Raw genomic sequence first — 16,429 nt, forward strand, 5'->3', positions numbered from 1 at the left:
ACATGGACGCACCGCACTGGATCGAGACCGGTAGCGGCTCCCGTGGGCTGGTTTTCCTGCATGGGGTCAGCGGTGGCGCCGCCAGCGCGTTCGACATCCTGCCGCAGATGACGCCCGCAGGCTGGCGCGGTCTGGCCTGGGACATGCCCGGCTATGGCGCCAGCCCGGCGGTGGAGCCCGTCAGCTTCGACAGCTTTGCTGGTGCCGTGGTGGATCTGCTCGACGAGGCCGGCCTCGACAGCGCAGTGCTGGTTGGCCACAGCATGGGCGGCATGATCGCGCTGCAGACGGCGGTGCGTTTTCCGGAGCGGGTCGCCGGCCTGGTGCTGGCTTGCTGCACGCCGGCCTTCGGCGCTGCGTCGGGTGCGCTGCAGAAAGCCTTCCTCGACCGTCGCCTGGGGCCGTTGGACGATGGGGCCAGCATGCGCGAACTGGCCATCGAGCTGATCCCGACGATGATCGGACCGGGCAGCGAAGCCGAGGTCGTGCATGACGCCGTCGACCTGATGGCGCGCATCCCGCCCGACAGTTACCGGGCCGCGATGCATGCGCTGGTGCGTTTCGACCAGCGGGCGGCCTTGTCCACGCTGGAAATGCCGGCGCTGGTGCTGGCCGGCACGCACGACACCGTATCCACGCCACAGGTGGTGCGCCGCATGGCCGAACGCCTGCCGCTGGCCACGTACCGGGAGCTGGACGCCGGCCACATGGCGCCTTTCGAGGAGCCGGAAGCCTTCGCCGCCGAGGTCCGCGGTTTTATCGCCGGCCTCGATAACCTGCCTGTCACCGGTACCCGCTAGGCTTGGACATTTTGCCCGCCATGGAAGAAAGCCCTTTCAAAGGCAAGACCGGCCTGACCCGCGTGTGGAACGCCTTCCACTACTCGATGGCCGGGCTCGGTGCCGCCTACCGCAACGAGGATGCCTTCCGCCAGGAGGTCTGGCTGGCGGTCGTGCTGATGCCGCTGGCCCTGTTCCTGCCCGCCAGCGGCATCGGCAAGGCACTGATGATCGCCAGCGTGCTGCTGGTGATCATCGTCGAGCTGATCAATTCCGGCCTCGAGGCCACCGTGGATCGCATCTCCCTCGAACATCACCACCTGGCCAAGCGCGCCAAGGACATCGGCAGCGCGGCGGTCTTCGTGGCGCTGGTGAATGTCGTCGCCGTGTGGGGGCTGGTGCTGTTCGGCTAAGCAGGAAAAATCGTCATGAGTACCGCGTCCGGCAAGAAGCCCTGTGTCAATTGCACCTGCGCCGCCACCGGCTTCTGTCCGCGCGGCGTGGGGGCCAACATCCCGCCGGAGCTGGTGGCGCAGAACAGCCCGGCACCGGCGAAGCTGCTGTCCGCCGGCCAGCAGCGCCGGGAGCAGTTGCGTCAGCTGCCCGGCAACCGCCGCAAGATGCGTTTCTGACGGACGCCCGGCAGGAGATGTCCTCTGCGGGATGAGGGATGTCCCGCGCGGGGATGCGTTCATTTCCCCATGGTCCGCTGCAGGGCGGGTGAATTCGCGTCCACGGGGTCCGTCATCCCCTGCCCGGCGTGAGAGAATCGCGCCCCCGTCCATTTCCGGAGTTGTCCATGTCCGAATCGACCCAGGCGATCGCCGACCTCGTCATCCACCGCCTGATCCGTGCCGCCGAAGGCGCGTCCACGGTCGAGCTGCGGCCGGCCTCCAATCCCGTCGACGAACCCGCCGCGCGCCTGATGGAGCGCCTGTGCCGGCATTTCGCCGAGCGGCCGGGCAAGGGCTATGGCTGGTTTGAGAAAGACGAGCGGGCTTTTCCGATGCCGCGCTTGGTGCGCGAGCACGCGGTGGACGGCAGCATGGATTTCGCGACCCTGTCCCGCGAGATGGTGACCCACCTGCAGCAGCGCCTCGACGAGGACAAGGTGGACGACGGCGGCTACGTGCTGATCGCCCGCGCCACCATCTTCGGGGCTGACTGCCTGTACGTGGCCCTGCTGCAGGAGACCCTCGGCACGGTGATCGGCGACGGCCTGAGCATCCACGACAGCCCGCACCTGGATTTCGGCGCGCTGCAGGTGGCCGGGCGCATCGACATCACGGCCTGGCAGAACGGCGCCGAGCGCTACATCGCCTTCCTGAAGGGGCGCGGCGACCTGGCCGGCTGGTTCAAGCGCTTTCTCGGCTGCACCGACGTGGTGATCGCCCTCAAGGAGACCAAGAAGCTGGTCGAGACGCTGAGCCATTTCGCCGACACCCAGCAGCTGGAAACCCGCGAGCGCGACGAGCTGCTCGAACGCGCCCACCTGGTGCTGGAGGAAATGGGCGAGAGCGGCGCGGCCCTCGACCTGCAGTCGGTGGCGAGCCAGATCTTCCCTGACGCGCCGCAGAAGCTCAGTGAAACGCTGCAGGACGAAGCCCTCGACCTGGCCAGCGGCTTCGTGCCGGACAAGCGCGCCCTGAAGCCCCTGATCCGCTTCCGCGCCAGCGCTGAGGACTGGAAGCTGGAGTTCGAACGCAGCGGCCTCCGCTCCGGCGCCGTGCAGTACGACAAGGCCAGCAACACGCTGGTGCTGACCAACGTGCCGGAGAGCCTCAAGAAGCTGCTGCTGGAGGAGTGAGCCCTACACCGACCACATGAACCAGCAGGCGGCGCCAAGGGCGCCGAGGCTGGTGACGACGGCGGTGGTGCGCAGCGGGTGGAACTGTGTCCATAGCAGCAGGCCGGTGATCGACAGCAGGATCAGGCTGCCCGCGATGGTGTCGGACAGCAGCACCCAGAAGGCGCTGGCGCCGACCGCCATGTGCAGCCGCGTGAGGGTGCCGATCGGCGTGGCGTCCGACTGGTCCAGTTTCACGAAGCGGTTGCCGACGAAGTACTCGGCGCTGACCCCACGGGTCGGCGTCTGCAGGCCGACGGTCCAGCGCTCCGGCTGGGCCACGTCCCGGTCGGCCCAGACCACCGTGCGGGCCGGCTGGGTCTTCACCTGGGTGACTTGTCCCGCGCTGAAACCCAGCTCTTCCCGCAGCCAGCCGGCGAGTTCGTCGGGGCTGCCGAAAGCCCGCGGCAGCGGCAGCTGGACCGTCGTCTGCACGGTCTTCTCCACCGGGATCTTGAGCACCGCCCGGTGGTTGAGCAGGATGCCGGTGGCGCCGAACAGCAACCCCAGCGCTGCCCCCCACAGCCCGACGTAGAGATGGATCTTGCGCAGCCAGCCGAGGAGCACCGCACGTCGGCTGCGCCGCCGCGGGCGAGCGCCGGCAGCGTGCAGCGGAGCGGCAGAAGGCTTGCCGTCGAGGACGGCGGTGTCGCTGGCAGGCATCGGGCAGTCCTCAGAAGGCGTAGCGGGCGGTCAGCTGCACGGCGCGCGGGGCGCCCGGCAGGTTCAGGTTGGCATTGCTGCCGTGGCCGGCGACGATGTACTTGCGGTCGAACAGGTTGGTCAGGTTGAGCTGCAGGTCGAGGCCCTTGACGCGGTAATAGGCCATCGCGTCCACGGTGGTGTAGGACGGCAGCGTGACGGTGTTGCCCGGATTGGCGAAGCGGTCGCCGACGTAGTTCAGGCCGGCGCCGGCGCCAAAGCCGCCGCCGAGGGCCTTGGTCAGCCACAGGTTGGCGCTGTGTTCCGGCGTCAGCGTCGGGCGCTTGCCCTGCACCGCCTGGCCGGCGTCCATGGCGATCGACGACACCATGCGCGCATCCAGCCAGGCGTAGCCGGACCACAGCTGCCAGCCGTGGGGCAGATCGCCGGAGAAGCTCAGCTCGATCCCGTTGGTGCGCTGCACGCCGAGGGGCATGAGGATGTTGGTGGCCGGATCGGTGGTCTTGATGTTGGTGCGCTCAAGCCGGAAGGCCGACGCGCTGGCCGACGCCAGACCATTGAAGAAGTCGAACTTGGCGCCGATCTCCTGGTTGGTGGTTTCCTCCGGCGCGATGCTGGCGTTGTTGGCGGCCAGCGGGAGGCTCTCGCCGGACGGCTGGAAGGACTTGCTCCAGGACGCGTAGTAGGAGCGGTCCTCGGTCGGCTGATAGACCAGGCCGGCGCGCGGGCTCAATGCGCTGTCGGTGCGCTCCAGGTTGGATTGGCCGGCGCGGCGCTCGCGGGTCGTCTGCTGGAAGCGGTCATAGCGAAGGCCGGCGAGGGCCTTCCAGTGCGTTGAAAGCGTGGCCAGATCCTGGATGTAGGCGCTGCTTACCGACATGATGCCGACGTTGTTGGTGGACGGCGCGGCGGTCACGTTGAAGGGCAGTACCGGCAGCACCGGGTTGAACAGCGACACGGTGGCGATGTTGTTCTGGGTGCGGAACAGTTGGTCCTTGGTCTGCTGGCTGACCTCGACGCCGTACAGCAGTTGGTGGGGCATGCCGGCCAGCGTGGTCTTGTGGACCAGCTCGGTCTGGTTGAAGTAGCCGTCTTCCTGGCGCCGTACATTGCTGCGGTTGAGGGAGGCGGTCAGGGCCTTCTCATTGACCGAGCCGACCAGGGTGTTGTTGCGGTCCAGCGTGTAGTCGTAATAACGGAAGGCGTTACGCACCGACCAGGCCTCGTCGAAGCGGTGATCCAGCGTGAAGCCGATGGCCGACTCGCGGGTCTGCGTGTAGTCCGCGTCGCGGGCGTTGGCGGCGCCGTAATAGGTGCCGACCGGCACATTCACCGGCCGGCCCTGGTAGGCCGGAATGCCGAAGTCGGTCAGGCGGCGGTCGGACAGGTATTCGGCCTGGATCAGCAGCCTGGTCTGGCTGCCGAGCTGGAAGGACAACGACGGCGCGAAGGCCTCGCGTTCCAGAAACTGCATGTCGCGGTAGCTGTCGCTGCGCTCGATGGCGCCGGTGACGCGGAAGGCCACGCCGCTGTCGTCGAACTTGTGGGCCAGGTCCACCTCGCCGCGGCGCTGGTTCCAGCTGCCGACCTGCAGGCTGACCTCGCTGCGGTCGATGCCGGGTTTCTTGGTGATGCGGTTGATCAGGCCGCCCGACGAGCCACGGCCGTACAGCACCGACGCCGGCCCTTTGACGACTTCCACCTGCTCGACGTTGGACAGGTCGCGGAAGTACATCGCGTCGTCGCGCAGGCCGTCGATGAACTGGTCGGCGATCGCCGAGAAGCCGCGGATCGTCACCTGGTCGCGCTGGCCGTCGCCGGTGGACAGGCCGACGCCGGGCACCGACTTCAGCACGTCCTGCAGCGAATGCACGGCCTGGTCGCGCAGCAGGCTCTGGGGCACCACGTTCACGGTCTGCGGGATGTCGCGCAGCGGTGCGTCGATCTTGGTGGCGCTGGTGGCGGTGGGCGGGTTGTAGGTCGGCGGCAGCTCACGACCGCCGCTGACCTTGACCGCGGACAAGGTCGGCCCGCCATCGGTTTCGGTAGATTGCTGGGCCCATGCGCCGGAGCTGCAGAGGAGGGAGATTGCCAGCGCCAGCGGGCGTCGTTGCAGTGCCATGTCGGTTCCTTCGAGACCTGGGATGAGATCCGGCGTGGCTGGCTGGTCGCGTCGTCTGACGGCACTGGCTGGCTGAAAGCCCGGGTGTTAAGCAGGGTAAATATCGGTAAATCTGTGAAAATTGTAAATGATGTTTATTCTCATTTGCAAGTCTGGCAAATCCGATTCGTACAGCGCAGGGCATGCGCTGGTCTGTGGAGACGGCGCAAGGAGGCCACCGTTTTCCGCGTGGGGGCGCGGAAAACGGTGGTTGGGGCAGGTGGGGGAGAGGTGTTGCGGAGGTGGCGTCAGGCCGCCGGTTTGCGGACCATGCGTACCGGCGCCTCGCCTGCGATGATACGGGCGCGCAGTTGCCCGCAGCCACCGTCCACGTCCTGGCCGGCGGAGTTGCGCAGCTTGGTGAGGATGCCGCGGCGGTGGAGCTGGCGCGCGATATCGGCGGCCTTGTCCCAGTCCGGACGGCGGTAGGGCAGGTCGGGCACCGCGTTGTAGGGGATCATGTTCATGATCGCGTACTTGCCGGCCAGCAGTCGCACGATGCCGTCGAGTTCTTCCGGCGTGTCGTTGAGGCCGTCGATCAGCGTCCATTGGTACTGGATCGGGTAGCCGGTGGCGCGGGCGTAGGCTTCGCCGAGTTCGACGATCTCGTCCGGCGTCAGCGGCGGCGCCTTCGGCAGCAGGTCGGCCCGCAGGTCGGCACGGGTGGTGTGCAGGGACAGGGCCAGTGCCGGCTTCACCGTGCCTTCCGGCAGGCGCTCGAAGACCCGCGGATCGCCGACCGTCGAGAACACCAGGTTCTTGTGGCCGATGCCGCCTTCGGTGCCGAGGAGCTGGATTGCTTCGAGCACGTTGTCCAGATTGTGGGCCGGTTCGCCCATTCCCATGAAGACGACCTTCTTCACGTGGCGGCGGGCGCGGGCCAGCACTACCTGCGCGACGATCTCGGCGCTGCCGACCTGGCGCAGCAGGCCGTCGCGGCCGGTCATGCAGAAGCGGCAGCCCACCGCACAGCCGACCTGGCTGGACACGCACAGGCCGTCCCGCGGCAGTAGCACGCTCTCCACCGTCTGCTTGTCGGCAAGTTGCACCAGCAGGCGCGCCGAGCCGTCCTCGCCGGGATGTTCGGAACGTACCTGGGCCAGGCTGGCGAGCTCTGCGGTGAGGGCTGGCAGGGCGTCCACGACAGCCTGAGGCAGCATTGGGCCGCGCCGGGTAGGGCCGGCGTCAAGGGGCTGGGCGTGGGTCCACGCGCGCAGTACGCGCTGGATGTGCACGGGTTTGGCGCCCAGGTCGGCGAGGCGCTGGCGGAGTTGTTCGATACGCATTAGGGGGCGAATGATAGCAACTGGGTCGATGCCGCGGCATCCGCATCGACCATGATGGGCGCTCTCTCGGTGGACGTCGGCGCCGCCATCGCCTACACCTTGACCATTGGGCCTCCGGCCCAAGCTTTGCCAAGGAGGCATGCGATGCAAGTGAACCCCTACCTGTTCTTCGATGGCCGCTGTGAAGAGGCCGTCCAGTTCTACCAGCACGCTCTCGGTGCCCAGGTGGACATGCTGATGCGCAACCGGGACAACCCGGAACCGCCGCCGCCGGGCATGCTGCCGCCCGGTTCGGAAGACAAGGTTCTACACTGCAGTTTCCGCATCGGCGACGCTCTGGTGATGGCCTCCGATGGGCGCTGCCAGGGCAGTACGCCGTTCCAGGGCTTCGCCTTGTCCGTCGCGCCAGCCGATCCGGCGGTGGCCGAGAAATTCTTTACGGCCCTGGCGGAGGGCGGGCAGGTGCAGATGCCACTCGGCAAGACCTTCTGGTCGCCTTGTTTCGGTATGGTGACGGACCGCTTCGGGGTGCTGTGGATGGTTACCGTGGCGTCGTGACGGGCCGCCGGGGGGCGCGTATCGGTTAAAGTGCCGGCGATGTGCCCCTCTTTCCGTGTGTCCGACGACGAGGTCGAATTCACCGCCATCCGCGCCCAGGGGGCCGGCGGGCAGAACGTCAACAAGGTGTCGACAGCGGTGCATCTGCGTTTCGACATTGTCGCCTCGTCGCTCCCTGATGCCATCAAGGAGCGCCTGCTCAGGCTGGGCGACCAGCGTATCAGCAAGAGCGGGGTGATCATCATCAAGGCCCAGGAATACCGCAGCCTCGACAAGAACCGCGCCGAGGCCCTGGGTCGCCTGCAGGCTCTGGTCGATAGTGTCGCCGTGGTGCCGAAGGCGCGGCGCGCGACCAAGCCGACCCGTGGGTCGGTGACCCGCCGGCTGGAGGGCAAGGCGCGCCGTAGTGCCGTCAAGGCTGGCCGGGGGCGTGTCGAATAGGGCTGGATGCGGGATAATCGCCGCCTCACGCTTTATTCGGGCGCTGCATGCTTTCGCTGCGCCCCGCCGTTTTCCCCCCTGTCTCTTCCCGCATGTGCCGGTCGTTTATCCGGTGGCACTGTCGGCAGCCTTTTTCACGCAGCATCCCGCAGGATCACCCATGCAATCCCACTGTTTCATCTTCGGCAAGGATGCCGCTCTCGAATTCTCCATCGCCACCCCGTTGCTGGCGGCTCATGCCAGGTTGAACCCGGTGGTCCGCGCATGAAGACACCGAGCCGAATCGAACCGCTGGTCGCCGACGGGCTGGTGGATGGTGTGCTGCGTCAGTTGATGAGTGGCAAGGAAGCCATGGTCTATGTCGTCCAGTGCGGCGACGAGATCCGCTGCGCCAAGGTGTACAAAGAGGCCAACAAGCGCGGTTTCCACACCGCTGTGGATTACACCGAGGGCCGCAAGGTGAAGAACAGCCGCCAGGCCCGAGCGATGGCCAAGCGTTCCCGCTATGGCCGCGAGGAGCAGGAGGCCGCCTGGCAGCACGCCGAGGTGGATGCGCTGCGCCGCCTCGCCGCGGCTGGCGTGAGGGTGCCCGAGCCCTACCAGTTCCATGAGGGCGTGCTGCTGATGGAGTTGGTGGCCGACGAGGATGGCGAGCCGGCCCCGCGCCTCAATGATCTGGCGCTGAGCGAGGAGGAAGCGCTCGCCTACCATGCGGCCCTGATCCGCGAGGTAGTGCGCATGCTGTGCGCGGGTATCGTGCACGGCGACCTGTCCGAGTACAACGTGCTGGTGGATGCGAACGGCCCGGTCATCATCGACCTGCCCCAGGCCGTGGATGCCGCGGCCAACAACAACGCCAAGCGGATGCTTGAGCGGGACGTGGACAACCTGGCCAGCTACTTCGGCCAGTTCGCCCCGGTGTTGCTGGATACCCGCTACGGCCCTGAAATCTGGTCCCTCTACGAAACCGGGGCGCTCCATCCGGACAGCGCTTTGACGGGCCGCTTCGAGGAGGCCGCGCGGGACGTGGACCTGGATGAGGTCATGCAGGTCATCGACGCAGCCAAAGATGAAGATGCCGAACGGCGAGCCCGCCAGGAGGCAGCCCGGCTCGAGGCGCTGGGCGGGGACTGAGCGGACTGGGCCGTTTGGTCGTTTTCAGGCCCGCAGGCGGGACAGGTCCAGCTGGCCGTCAGTCATCGGCGGGCACCAGAAATAGCTGCCGGACAGCGGCCGCGTGAAGCGGAACAGCGCGTCCACGATGCCGTCCTCCAGGCCGACCATGCGGCGCATCTGGGCCTGGAAGGCGTCCAGCGTGTGGCCGAAGGCAACGAACATCAGGCCGGCATCGCGGCCTTCCGCCCACGGCAGCGAGCGGCGCAGCACGAAGGCCTCCGGGCTGAAGCTCTCCTGGGCGGTACGCTTCACGTGGGCCGATGCGGGGGCGTCGTCGAGTTCTTCGTTGTCGGAACGGCGGCGGCCGATGCAGTCGTCGCGCTCTTCCGGTGCCATCGCTTCGAGGCGGCGGAAATCGTGGATCCAGCGTTGCACGGCGACGAAGCTGGAGCCGTCGGCGGCGATGGCGGCTTCGACAGCGGCTTCTTCGGTGGGATTCTCGGTGCCATCTTCGTAGCCACTGAGGTCGCGGCCGCCGTCATGTTTGAAGGCGTCCCAGGATTCTTCCAATTGGAATACCGGGGCGAGGGCTTCCTCGATATGGCGGGCCCGGTGCAGCAGTTCGCCGCGGTCCTCGCCGCGCAGCCACAGCCACAGCGCGAAGGGCGTCGAGGGCAGTTCCACGCCGGGACCGTTGAGCGGCGGGAAGGGCTTGAGGCCGGCGACCTTTTTGCCGAGTGCAGTGACTGGAGCCAAGCCGATGCCGGCCACGGTGCGCTCGCCGTCCACGACGGCCTGCAGGGCTGCGAGGCCGGCGGACACGTCGCTGTCGGGCGTGAGGGAAAAGGACAGGTAGCGGGCGAGGGGCGGCAGCGGCTGCAGGATGCCGGCTTGCGGGGTGCTCATGATTCTCTCCGGGTATTGTTCGCTTCGCTGGCGATGATAGAGCAATCCCCGCCGGGCCGTCAGCCGCTTACGGAGCCATTGCGGCCGAGGCGGTAGAGGGCCACGCTGGCCAGGAAGTTGGGCTCCTCGACGATCACCTTGTCCTCGTCGAAGGCCAGCCGCTCATGAATCGCGATGCCTTCCTGCTCGCACAGGGTCTCGAAGTCGGCAATGGTGAAGAAGCGCACGTTGGGCGTGTCGTACCACTGGTAGGGCAGGTTCTTGGAAACCGGCATGTGGCCGTTGAGGATGGCTTGGCGGTGACGCCAGTAGGCGAAGTTGGGGAAGCTCACCACCGCCTCGTGGCCGACCCGCAGCATCTCCTTGAGGATGCCCTGGGTGTTGCGCATGGCCTGCAACGACAGGCTCATGATGACGTGGTCGAAGAAGCCGTCGTCGAAGCCGGCAAGGCCTTGTTCCAGGTCGATCTGGATCACGTTGATACCGTTGCGCGCGCAGGCGAGGACCCGCTCGGGGTCGTTCTCGACGCCGTAGCCGCGGACCTGGCGGCGCTCCTTCAGGTAGCGCAGCAGGCTGCCGTCGCCGCAGCCGAGGTCGAGGATCCGCTCGCCGGGCTCGATCCAGTTGGAGATCACATCGTAGTCGTAACGCTGGAAACTCATTTTCGTGCTCTCTCAAGAAAACGAAGGGCCGCCCCGAGTTTTCTTGACCCCCCTCGGGGGGGCCTGGCGCGGAGCGGCAGGTCGGCGGGGGCCGTCACCTCACAGCTTGATGTTGTCGATGTAGGCCCGCAGCACGGAGTGGTACTGGGCGTCGTCGAGGAGGAAGGAGTCGTGCCCGGCCGGACAGTCGATCTCCGCGTAGCTGACCCGCCGGTCGCTGTGCATCAGCGCGTAGACGATCTCGCGGCTGCGCGACGGGGCGAAGCGCCAGTCGGTGCTGAAGGACACTACCAGGTAGTCGGCCTTGGCGCGGCCGAGGGCGGCCACCAGGTCGCCGTCGTAGTCGAAGGCCGGGTCGTAGTAGTCGAGGGCCTTGGTGGTCAGCAGGTAGGTGTTGGCGTCGAAGAAGCCGGCAAACTTGTCGCCCTGGTAGCGCAGGTAGGACTCGATCTCGAATTCCACGTCGTAGCTGAACACCGGCTTGTCGTGGCGCAGCGTGCGGCCGAATTTCTGGCCCATCGCGTCGTCCGACAGGTAGGTGATGTGGCCGACCATGCGCGCTAGCGCCAGGCCACGGGTGGGCACCACGCCGTGCTCGTAGTAGTGGCCGCCGTGGAACTCGGGGTCCTTCAGAATGGCCTGGCGGGCCACTTCGTTGAAGGCGATGTTCTGGGCGGTGAGCTTGGGGGCGGAGGCGATCACCAGCGCATGGGCGACGCGCTCGGGGTACTGCAGCGTCCACGACAGTGCCTGCATGCCGCCGAGGCTGCCGCCGACCACCGCGGCGAAGCGCTCGATGCCGAGCTGGTCGGCCAGGCGCGCTTGGGCGTCGACCCAGTCTTCGACGGTGACGAAGGGGAAGTCGGCGCCCCAGGGCTTGCCGGTGGCCGGGTTGATCGAGTTGGGGCCGGAGCTGCCGTAACAGCCGCCGAGGTTGTTCACCCCGATCACGAAGAAGCGCCCGGTGTCGAGGGGCTTGCCGGGGCCGACCAGGTTGTCCCACCAGCCGACGGCGCCGCTGGCGGCGTCGATGCCGGCCACGTGGTGGGAGCCGGACAGCGCGTGGCAGACCAGCACCGCGTTGCTGCGCGCGGCGTTGAGGGTGCCATAGGTCTCATAGACCAGGTCGTACTCGGCGAGGGCTCCGCCGCTCTTGAGAGGAAGTGGGGTGCTGAAGTGGGCCGTCTGCGGCACCACGATTCCGATGGATTGTTCTTGTGTCATCTCAGTTTCGTCCCGGAAACGAAAAACCCAGCCGGCGAACGGTCGCGGACTGGGCTGCCGTCGCTTTAGCCGTACTTGTAAAGCGCCCGCAAGCTGAAGGACTCAAATCGGCGCTGTGGGGCAAAGAGTAGCGCGATGGCCGGCGGCAAGTCAAACCCGCCGCCGGTCGCCGGCACGTCAGAGTTTCTCGACTGCCTCACGGACCCGGTCCGGATCGTCCAGCTTGAGCAGGCGCTGCACCTTGACCGTCAGGTCGGCGGCATCGGCGCGCAGGATGGCCTGCTTGACCTCGAGGATCTGTGCCGGATGCATCGAGAACTGGCGCAGGCCCATGCCGATCAAGAGGCGGGCGCAGTCCGGGTCGCCGGCCATCTCCCCACACACTGACACCGGGATGCCGGCTTTAACTCCGGCCTGGATGGTCTGGTGGATCAGGCGCAGCACCGCCGGGTGGAGCGGGTTGTAGAGGTGGGCGACGGCTTCGTTGCCGCGGTCGATGGCCAGCGTGTACTGGATCAGGTCGTTGGTGCCGATGGACAGGAACTGCAGGCGCTTGGTGAAGGCGCCCAGGCACAGGGCCGCGGCGGGCACCTCGATCATGCCGCCCACCGGCACGGCCTCGTCGAACTTGATCTTGCGTTCGCGCAGCTGGGTCTTGGCCTTTTCGAGCAGGATCAGGGTCTGGTCGATCTCGTTGCTGCTGGCCAGCATCGGGATCAGGATCTTCAGCTTGCCGAAGTGGCTGGCCCGCAGCAGCGCGCGCAGCTGGGTGAGGAACATCTTCGGTTCGGCCAGGCAGTAGCGGATCGCTCGCAAACCGAGTGCCGGGTTGTCTTCCGGCCGGGTGGCACCTTCGAGCTCCTTGTCGGCGCCCACGTCGAGGGTGCGCACGGTGACCTGCTTGCCGGCCATCGTCTTGACCACCGTCTTGTAGGCTTCGAACTGCTCGTCCTCGTCCGGCCAGGTGTCGCGGCTCATGAACAGGAATTCGGTGCGGAACAGGCCGACGCCGTCCGCTTCGACGTTCTTGGCCTGGGTCGCATCGGGCGGCAGCTCGATGTTGGCGAGGATCTGCACTTCCTCGCCGTCGAGGGTGGCCGCGCGCATCGACTTGAGGCGCTTGAGCTTGGAGCGCTCCAGCTCCACCTCGGCCTTGCGCAGGCGGTATTCCTCGAGGACCCGTTCATCCGGATCGACGATGACCACGCCGCGGGTGCCGTCGATGATGATCAGCTCATCGTCCTTTACCACGTGGCGGATGTGACGCAGCGCCACCACCGCCGGGATCGACAGGCTGCGGGCGACGATGGCGGTGTGGCCGGTGGGACCGCCCGCGTCGGTGATGAAGCCGGCGACCGCGTGGTCCTTGAAGCCGATGGTGTCGGTGGGCGACAGATCGTGGGCGACGACGATGGTGCCCAGCCCATCCTTGCGCTTGGGCGGCAGGTGGCCCGGATGGCCGAGCAGGACCTTTACGACCCGCTCCACCACCTGCACCACGTCGGCCTTGCGCTCGCGCAGGTAGGCGTCCTCGATGGCCTCGAACTGTTCGACCAGCTGCTCCATCTGCTGGACCATCGCCCATTCCGCGTTGGCGCGGCGGGTGCGGATCAGGTTAGCGGCTGCATCGACGAGCATCGGATCCTGCAGGATCATGATGTGCATGCCGATGAAGGCATCGACCTCGGACGGCGCGGCGCCGGTGCTGGCCGAGGCTTTCAGGCCGACCAGTTCGGTCTTGACGGTGGCGACCGCGGCGAGCAGGCGTGAAACCTCGGCCTCTACGTGCTTGGGAGCGATCGTGAAATGGGCGACTTCCAGTAGCGCATGGGAAACCAGATGGGCATGGCCGATGGCGATGCCCTGGGAGACCGCGAGTCCGTGGACGGTGAAGCTCATCGCCGCACCCGTGCGGCAGACTGAGGGCTGACCGGACGGATGCTGAAGGGAGCGGGGCGGCGCGTCATTCTCCTTCCCCGAACTTGTCGGCGATGAGGCCGAGGAGGGCGGACATGGCCTGGTCGGCGTCGCGCCCGTTGGTGTCGATGGTGATCGTGCAGCCCTTGGCTGCGGCCAGCATCATCACGCCCATGATGCTCTTGGCGTTGACACGCTTGCCGTTGCGCTCGAGCCAGACGTCGCTTTCATAGGCGCTGGCGGTCTGGGTCAGCTTGGCAGAGGCGCGGGCGTGGAGGCCCAGCTTGTTGATGATTTCGGCGTCCTGACGTGGCATCTCTTTCTTCTTCCTCGATGTGGTTTTGGGCTCTTGTGTCGGGGCCTTCGGTTGCTATCTTTATTTCATATGCACGACGCCTTCGCAGGCGCCGGCCACGGCCTTCTTGACCAGAACTTCCATGTTGCGTTCCCGGTAGGTGATGGTCCGCAGCAACATGGGCAGGTTGACGCCGGCTACCCCTTCGATGCGGCCCGGCTCCAGGAGCTTGGCCGCGGTATTGGCGGGGGTGGCGCCGAGAATGTCGGTCAGGATCAATACCCCATCCCCGCTGTCGACCATGTTCAGCAGGCGTCGGGCCAGTGGCAGGGCGTCGAGCGGATCGTCCTGCCCGGAAACGCCGAGTTGGAGCAACTGGGGCGGCCGGCGGTTCAGTACATGGCAGGAGCACTGGATGAGTGCTTCACCCAGGCTGCCATGGGTGATGATGAGGATTCCGATCATTCAGGCCATTCTATCCGATGGGTTCCGCCGGGCAAGACGGAATCCCTGAAGGCTGCGTCAGAAGGGGGGCGGCTGGCAAGTGGGAATATGTGAAAGGCTGCGTCAGATCAAAGAAGCGGGGCTCAGTTGACGATCAGCGCCGGCTTGATCTTGTCGCCGTACTGCAGACGGTCGTTGAGGGCGCGGGTGACTTCCACCTTGCCGTCGGCGTTCACCCGCAGTGCATGGTCGATACCGAAGCGTCTGGCGTATTCGCGCCATTTGTCGCCGCCGAGGTAGACCGGCTTGCTGGCTGCGTCGGACAGCGTGCCGGCGTTGGCGCGGGGCGTGATCAGGATGGTCACCGCCTGGGTGCCGCGGGCCGGCATGCCGGTGCGCGGATCGAGCAGGTGGCAGTAGCGCACGCCGTCCAGCTCGAAGAAGCGCTGGTAGTCGCCGGAGGTGCCGATCGCCTCGCCGTCGCGCAGTGGCAGGGAGGCCAGCGGACGCGGTTCGCGGGGGTGCTGGATGCCGACCCGCCAGGGCTGGTCGCCCTTGCTGCCGAGCGCCAGTACGTTGCCGCCGATGTTGATGAGGGCGTTATTGACGCCGTGGGCTTTCAGGATCGCGGCGGCCCGGTCGAGTGCGTAGCCCTTGCCGTAGCCACCCAGGTCGAGCTGGACGGCACGGTTGCGGCTGCTCACCTTGTTGTCGACGATGGTCAGGTCGGCCATCTGCGGATGGGCCTTGGTGATCGCCGCCAGCCTGGCCGGATCGGGGTGAGTCGGCACAAAGGTATCCGTGTGAAAGCCCCACAGGGCGATCAGCTCGCCGAGGGCCGGGTCGAACAGCTCGTCGCCCTTGGCGGCAATGGCCTTGGCATCGCTGAGCATGGCGGCCAGCTCGGGCGACACCGGGATGTCCTGCTGGCCGGCGGCAATGGCGCTGTTGAGGGCGGTGAGCTCGGACGGCTCCCACGCGTGGTAGGCCCGGTGCAGGCGGTCGAACTCGCGCAGAACCTCGCTGACCGCGGCGCGAGAATGTTCTTCGGACGCATCCCAGGTCAGGACCTCGACGCGGGTGCCGAAGACGTAGGACTCCTGCTGGTGGATGCGCTCCCGGCTGCAGCCGGCCAGGAGGCCGGTGGTGCAGGCGAGGACCGCCAGCCAGCCGGCGATACGCCGCTTCACGCGCATGCGGCCTCCAGGGCGTCGATGACTGCGCCGGGCACGTCGAAGCCCATCTGGGCGGTGATCTCGACCATGCAGGTGGGGCTGGTGACGTTGATCTCGGTGAGGCGGTCGCCGATCACGTCGAGGCCGACGATGAGCAGCCCGCGCGCCCACAGGATGGGGGCCAGGTATTCGGCGATGGCGCGCTCGCCGTCGGTCAGCGGCATCGCTACGCCGCGGCCACCGGCGGCCAGGTTGCCGCGGGTCTCGCCGGCCTTGGGGATGCGGGCGAGGGAATACGGGATGACCTTGCCGCCGATGATCAGCACCCGCTTGTCGCCACCGGAGATGGCCGGCAGGTAAGCCTGGGCCATGATCGTGCGGCGCTCTTCCTGCGTGAGCGTCTCGATGATCACGTTGCGGTTGGGGTCGTCGGCGCGCACGCGGAAGATCTGGCTGCCGCCCATGCCGTCGAGGGGCTTGAGGATGGTGTCGCCGTGGGCGTCGATGAAGGCATTGACGTCGGCCGCGGCGCGGGCCACGCGGGTCGGCGGGATGAACTGGGGGAATTCGAGGATCGCCAGCTTCTCGGAGTGGTCGCGGATCGACTCCGGGTTGTTGAAGATCCGCGCACCGGCCCTGGCGGCACTCTCCAGCAGCCAGGTGGCGGTTACATATTCGAAATCGAAGGGCGGGTCCTGGCGCATCAGTACTGCGTCGTAGGCGGTGAGGGGCAGGCTTTCCTCGGTGCCTGCCACGTACCAGGTTTCGTCGTCGTCGGTGAGCGTCAGGGCCAGTGCGCGGGCGCTGACGGTGCCGGCTTCCCACACCAGGTGTTCGCGCTGGATGGCGTGGATCTGGTGGCCGCGGCGGGCGGCGGCCCGCATCATCGCGATGCTGGAGTCCTTGTAGGCCTTGAGTTTGTCGAGGGGGTCGAGGATGAAGGCGAATTTCATGGT

The 16,429-nt window shown here is 67.0% G+C and carries 18 protein-coding genes; 7 read left to right on the top strand and 11 right to left on the bottom strand.

Annotated elements, in window-relative coordinates:
* Nucleotides 1-2: 2 nt before the first annotated feature.
* The 4 genes from AC1PQG_RS01080 to AC1PQG_RS01095 all read left to right on the top strand — a co-directional run bounded on the left by AC1PQG_RS01080 (nucleotide 3) and on the right by AC1PQG_RS01095 (nucleotide 2,586).
* Complete coding sequence (locus tag AC1PQG_RS01080; RefSeq protein WP_481120842.1) at nucleotides 3-800, top strand: alpha/beta fold hydrolase; 798 nt, start codon at nucleotides 3-5, stop codon at nucleotides 798-800.
* Between the two features lie 20 nt (nucleotides 801-820).
* Entirely contained in the window at nucleotides 821-1,192 is a 372-nt protein-coding gene (locus AC1PQG_RS01085; RefSeq protein WP_481120843.1) for a diacylglycerol kinase, read from the top strand.
* Between the two features lie 15 nt (nucleotides 1,193-1,207).
* A complete protein-coding gene (locus tag AC1PQG_RS01090) occupies nucleotides 1,208-1,411 on the top strand; it encodes a hypothetical protein (protein WP_481120844.1) in 204 nt (67 codons plus the stop codon).
* A 167-nt stretch (nucleotides 1,412-1,578) separates the two neighbouring features.
* A complete protein-coding gene (locus AC1PQG_RS01095) occupies nucleotides 1,579-2,586 on the top strand; it encodes a nucleoid-associated protein (protein ID WP_374484526.1) in 1,008 nt (335 codons plus the stop codon).
* A gap of 3 nt (nucleotides 2,587-2,589) precedes the next feature.
* Here AC1PQG_RS01095 and AC1PQG_RS01100 read toward each other — a convergent pair whose 3' ends face one another.
* From AC1PQG_RS01100 to AC1PQG_RS01110, 3 genes are all read right to left on the bottom strand, one after another.
* Nucleotides 2,590-3,288 carry a PepSY-associated TM helix domain-containing protein gene (locus tag AC1PQG_RS01100; protein ID WP_481120845.1) on the bottom strand — a complete coding sequence of 233 codons (699 nt, stop codon included), beginning with the start codon at nucleotides 3,286-3,288 and terminating at the stop codon, nucleotides 2,590-2,592.
* Between the two features lie 10 nt (nucleotides 3,289-3,298).
* A complete protein-coding gene (locus AC1PQG_RS01105) occupies nucleotides 3,299-5,410 on the bottom strand; it encodes a TonB-dependent receptor (protein ID WP_481120846.1) in 2,112 nt (703 codons plus the stop codon).
* Between the two features lie 287 nt (nucleotides 5,411-5,697).
* A complete protein-coding gene (locus AC1PQG_RS01110; RefSeq protein ID WP_481120847.1) occupies nucleotides 5,698-6,735 on the bottom strand; it encodes an RNA methyltransferase in 1,038 nt (345 codons plus the stop codon).
* 144 nt (nucleotides 6,736-6,879) lie between these two features.
* Here AC1PQG_RS01110 and AC1PQG_RS01115 point away from each other — a divergent pair, with 144 nt between their 5' ends.
* The 3 genes from AC1PQG_RS01115 (at nucleotide 6,880) to AC1PQG_RS01125 (ending at nucleotide 8,868) form a co-directional block, all read left to right on the top strand.
* Nucleotides 6,880-7,293 carry a VOC family protein gene (locus AC1PQG_RS01115; RefSeq protein ID WP_481120848.1) on the top strand — a complete coding sequence of 138 codons (414 nt, stop codon included), beginning with the start codon at nucleotides 6,880-6,882 and terminating at the stop codon, nucleotides 7,291-7,293.
* A 39-nt stretch (nucleotides 7,294-7,332) separates the two neighbouring features.
* Nucleotides 7,333-7,734, top strand: coding sequence for an alternative ribosome rescue aminoacyl-tRNA hydrolase ArfB (gene arfB, locus AC1PQG_RS01120; protein WP_481120849.1), 402 nt, complete (start codon nucleotides 7,333-7,335; stop codon nucleotides 7,732-7,734).
* 264 nt (nucleotides 7,735-7,998) lie between these two features.
* Complete coding sequence (locus AC1PQG_RS01125) at nucleotides 7,999-8,868, top strand: PA4780 family RIO1-like protein kinase (protein WP_481120850.1); 870 nt, start codon at nucleotides 7,999-8,001, stop codon at nucleotides 8,866-8,868.
* Nucleotides 8,869-8,892: 24 nt separating this feature from the next.
* On the opposite strand, the gene AC1PQG_RS01130 is transcribed toward AC1PQG_RS01125, so the two are convergent.
* The 8 genes from AC1PQG_RS01130 to gshB all read right to left on the bottom strand — a co-directional run bounded on the left by AC1PQG_RS01130 (nucleotide 8,893) and on the right by gshB (nucleotide 16,426).
* On the bottom strand, nucleotides 8,893-9,756 hold the full coding sequence (locus tag AC1PQG_RS01130) for a Dyp-type peroxidase (RefSeq protein ID WP_481120851.1): 864 nt from the start codon (nucleotides 9,754-9,756) through the stop codon (nucleotides 8,893-8,895).
* Nucleotides 9,757-9,815: 59 nt separating this feature from the next.
* Nucleotides 9,816-10,418 carry a methionine biosynthesis protein MetW gene (gene metW / locus AC1PQG_RS01135; protein ID WP_481120852.1) on the bottom strand — a complete coding sequence of 201 codons (603 nt, stop codon included), beginning with the start codon at nucleotides 10,416-10,418 and terminating at the stop codon, nucleotides 9,816-9,818.
* 99 nt (nucleotides 10,419-10,517) lie between these two features.
* Nucleotides 10,518-11,642, bottom strand: coding sequence for a homoserine O-succinyltransferase MetX (gene metX / locus AC1PQG_RS01140; RefSeq protein ID WP_481120853.1), 1,125 nt, complete (start codon nucleotides 11,640-11,642; stop codon nucleotides 10,518-10,520).
* A 177-nt stretch (nucleotides 11,643-11,819) separates the two neighbouring features.
* Nucleotides 11,820-13,541: a phosphoenolpyruvate--protein phosphotransferase gene (ptsP, locus tag AC1PQG_RS01145; protein ID WP_481120854.1), complete on the bottom strand. Its 1,722-nt coding sequence runs from the start codon at nucleotides 13,539-13,541 to the stop codon at nucleotides 11,820-11,822.
* Between the two features lie 64 nt (nucleotides 13,542-13,605).
* Entirely contained in the window at nucleotides 13,606-13,875 is a 270-nt protein-coding gene (locus tag AC1PQG_RS01150) for an HPr family phosphocarrier protein (protein ID WP_481120855.1), read from the bottom strand.
* A 60-nt stretch (nucleotides 13,876-13,935) separates the two neighbouring features.
* Nucleotides 13,936-14,319: a PTS sugar transporter subunit IIA gene (locus AC1PQG_RS01155; RefSeq protein WP_481120856.1), complete on the bottom strand. Its 384-nt coding sequence runs from the start codon at nucleotides 14,317-14,319 to the stop codon at nucleotides 13,936-13,938.
* A gap of 122 nt (nucleotides 14,320-14,441) precedes the next feature.
* The gene (locus AC1PQG_RS01160; protein WP_481120857.1) at nucleotides 14,442-15,494 is read right to left on the bottom strand and encodes an FAD:protein FMN transferase; all 1,053 of its coding nucleotides are present in this window, start codon (nucleotides 15,492-15,494) and stop codon (nucleotides 14,442-14,444) included.
* The gene (gshB, locus tag AC1PQG_RS01165) at nucleotides 15,485-16,426 is read right to left on the bottom strand and encodes a glutathione synthase (RefSeq protein WP_481120858.1); all 942 of its coding nucleotides are present in this window, start codon (nucleotides 16,424-16,426) and stop codon (nucleotides 15,485-15,487) included. The genes AC1PQG_RS01160 and gshB overlap by 10 nt, the downstream gene beginning before the upstream one ends.
* Nucleotides 16,427-16,429 lie beyond the last annotated feature (3 nt).

Source organism: Zoogloea sp. GDB6 (assembly GCF_056724105.1).

Coding starts and splice junctions, on each gene's coding strand:
- AC1PQG_RS01110 (WP_481120847.1), bottom strand. CDS start 6,735: ATGCGTATCGAACAACTCCGCCAGCGCCTCGCCGACCTGGGCGCCAAA.
- ptsP (WP_481120854.1), bottom strand. CDS start 13,541: ATGAGCTTCACCGTCCACGGACTCGCGGTCTCCCAGGGCATCGCCATC.
- AC1PQG_RS01155 (WP_481120856.1), bottom strand. CDS start 14,319: ATGATCGGAATCCTCATCATCACCCATGGCAGCCTGGGTGAAGCACTC.
- AC1PQG_RS01105 (WP_481120846.1), bottom strand. CDS start 5,410: ATGGCACTGCAACGACGCCCGCTGGCGCTGGCAATCTCCCTCCTCTGC.
- AC1PQG_RS01115 (WP_481120848.1), top strand. CDS start 6,880: ATGCAAGTGAACCCCTACCTGTTCTTCGATGGCCGCTGTGAAGAGGCC.
- AC1PQG_RS01130 (WP_481120851.1), bottom strand. CDS start 9,756: ATGAGCACCCCGCAAGCCGGCATCCTGCAGCCGCTGCCGCCCCTCGCC.
- AC1PQG_RS01150 (WP_481120855.1), bottom strand. CDS start 13,875: ATGCCACGTCAGGACGCCGAAATCATCAACAAGCTGGGCCTCCACGCC.
- AC1PQG_RS01080 (WP_481120842.1), top strand. CDS start 3: ATGGACGCACCGCACTGGATCGAGACCGGTAGCGGCTCCCGTGGGCTG.
- metX (WP_481120853.1), bottom strand. CDS start 11,642: ATGACACAAGAACAATCCATCGGAATCGTGGTGCCGCAGACGGCCCAC.
- AC1PQG_RS01160 (WP_481120857.1), bottom strand. CDS start 15,494: ATGCGCGTGAAGCGGCGTATCGCCGGCTGGCTGGCGGTCCTCGCCTGC.
- metW (WP_481120852.1), bottom strand. CDS start 10,418: ATGAGTTTCCAGCGTTACGACTACGATGTGATCTCCAACTGGATCGAG.
- AC1PQG_RS01125 (WP_481120850.1), top strand. CDS start 7,999: ATGAAGACACCGAGCCGAATCGAACCGCTGGTCGCCGACGGGCTGGTG.
- AC1PQG_RS01100 (WP_481120845.1), bottom strand. CDS start 3,288: ATGCCTGCCAGCGACACCGCCGTCCTCGACGGCAAGCCTTCTGCCGCT.
- AC1PQG_RS01090 (WP_481120844.1), top strand. CDS start 1,208: ATGAGTACCGCGTCCGGCAAGAAGCCCTGTGTCAATTGCACCTGCGCC.
- AC1PQG_RS01085 (WP_481120843.1), top strand. CDS start 821: ATGGAAGAAAGCCCTTTCAAAGGCAAGACCGGCCTGACCCGCGTGTGG.
- gshB (WP_481120858.1), bottom strand. CDS start 16,426: ATGAAATTCGCCTTCATCCTCGACCCCCTCGACAAACTCAAGGCCTAC.
- arfB (WP_481120849.1), top strand. CDS start 7,333: ATGTGCCCCTCTTTCCGTGTGTCCGACGACGAGGTCGAATTCACCGCC.
- AC1PQG_RS01095 (WP_374484526.1), top strand. CDS start 1,579: ATGTCCGAATCGACCCAGGCGATCGCCGACCTCGTCATCCACCGCCTG.